The organism is Coprococcus intestinihominis, assembly GCF_040096555.1.
Classification (GTDB): domain Bacteria; phylum Bacillota; class Clostridia; order Lachnospirales; family Lachnospiraceae; genus Coprococcus_A; species Coprococcus_A intestinihominis.
On the sequence record NZ_JBBMEK010000392.1, the window covers coordinates 1 to 1,976 of the forward strand.

Here is a 1,976-nt window from a genome sequence, read left to right on the forward strand (position 1 = left end):
GGCAATGTATTGTGATGCACACCTGTTACTTCAAATACCCCCTGTGTCATTGTACCTGTCTTGTCAAATACAACATATTTCGTTCCGGCCAGTGTCTCCAGATAATTAGAACCCTTTACAAGGACACCTGCATTGCTGGCACCGCCGATACCGGCGAAAAAGCTAAGCGGAATACTGATAACAAGGGCACATGGGCAGCTGATGACAAGGAATGTCAACGCTCGCATGATCCAATCTCCCCATTCCGGTGAAAACCCCATAAAAAGCATCCTGACAATCGGCGGAAGCACTGCCAGCGCCAACGCACCATAGCATACAGCCGGTGTGTAATATTTGGCAAACTTGGAAATAAAGTTCTCTGAACGGGACTTTCTTGAGCTTGCATTCTCCACCATATCCAGAATCTTCGAAACCGTCGACTCACCAAATTCCTTCGTTGTCTTAATTCTGAGAACACCCGTCATATTGATACAGCCGCTGATCACTTCATCACCTTCCGATGCATCTCTCGGCACGCTCTCTCCTGTCAGTGCACTTGTATTCAATGTGGTGGTTCCCTCAATGATCACGCCATCAATAGGCACTTTCTCACCCGGCTTGACAACGATGATACTGCCAATCTCAACTTCATCCGGGTCCACTTCCTCAATCTCACCGTCACGCTCGATATTCGCATAATCCGGACGAATATCCATCAGATCACTGATATTCCTTCTACTCTTGCCCACAGCATAGCTCTGGAACAGCTCGCCAATCTGGTAAAACAGCATAACAGCAACACCTTCACGATAATCACCAAGGGCAATCGCGCCTACGGTTGCTACCGCCATCAGAAAATTCTCGTCAAACACCTGATGATTCTTAATGCCCTTGCCGGCCTTGATCAGAATATCATATCCAATGACAAGATACGGAATCAGAAATAAAACAAACGCCGTATAGTCTTCAACCGGAAGAAAAGAAAAAGCAATCATCAAAACAGCTGCTATAATAATTCTTGTCAAAACCTTTTTCTGCTTCTTATTCACACAGCTCACCTTCCTTTATTCAGTCATACTATCTATAACAAACTTCAAACTCTATGGCAGGATACCAGGGTCAGACGCATCCAATCCTGGTATCTCACAACTTCCGTATTCATTCTGTCTTAAAGGAAAATCTCACAATCGTCCTCAACCTTCTTGCAGTTCTTCAATACTTCCTGCATGACATCCTTTGGCGCTGCACCCTCTTCAAATTCAACACTCATCTTCAGTGCCATGAAGTTGACAACCGCATTCTTCACACCGGCTGTCTTATTCGCTGCATCTTCCATCTTGTTCGCACAGTTGGCACAATCCACATCAATCTTATACGTCTTCTTCATAATAAAATCTCCTTTGAATATATTATTTATTTTTAATCATTTATATGCTCATTTATTCATATGTTTATTTAAGTATACCACAGATAGAGATGATGTCAATAGAAGACTCTGTTTTTTCAAAATTATTATTGCATTATATAATCTTCATCTATACAGATACTGCATCTTCTAAATAAAGACCCAAAATGATTTAAGGATGGAACCGAAATTGCTGCTATTTCCGTTCAGGAGAAGTCAATTTGAGAAAAGAAAAATTGTCGATTTTCAGAGATTAGAATATAAATTTGTCGATTCTTGTCAAATAATGCGATTTTTGATAAATGCATTTTTGTTTTTGATGTGTTATGATGTTTTTACACGATGCGCATCATATTTTGAAGTTTTTTATTACTCGTATATGAATTCGTTTTATGGTAAAATGGAGGTAGATTTTATGGCACAATGGCAGCCATCCACCTTTACACCTGATAAAACTGCAGATACCGCTGCTTACGCAGCATCCTTGTCTGCTTCAGCAACTTCTCAATCACTGAACAGAACTTTTTTATCCAGTCTGTTCGAACAGATTTTTAATTCCCCATCAGAAGCACTATCCCTTTACAATGCAATT

Annotated in this window: 2 protein-coding genes; both read right to left on the bottom strand. The window is 40.8% G+C overall.

Going from position 1 to position 1,976, the window contains the following annotated elements:
• Nucleotides 1-1,028, bottom strand: a 1,028-nt coding sequence (locus WMO25_RS17525; protein ID WP_349086474.1) for an HAD-IC family P-type ATPase, incomplete at its 3' end; no start/stop codon positions are given.
• 119 nt (nt 1,029-1,147) lie between these two features.
• Nucleotides 1,148-1,366, bottom strand: coding sequence for a cation transporter (locus tag WMO25_RS17530; protein ID WP_015513131.1), 219 nt, complete (start codon nt 1,364-1,366; stop codon nt 1,148-1,150).
• Nucleotides 1,367-1,976: the final 610 nt, after the last annotated feature.

Coding starts and splice junctions, on each gene's coding strand:
- WMO25_RS17530 (WP_015513131.1), bottom strand. CDS start 1,366: ATGAAGAAGACGTATAAGATTGATGTGGATTGTGCCAACTGTGCGAAC.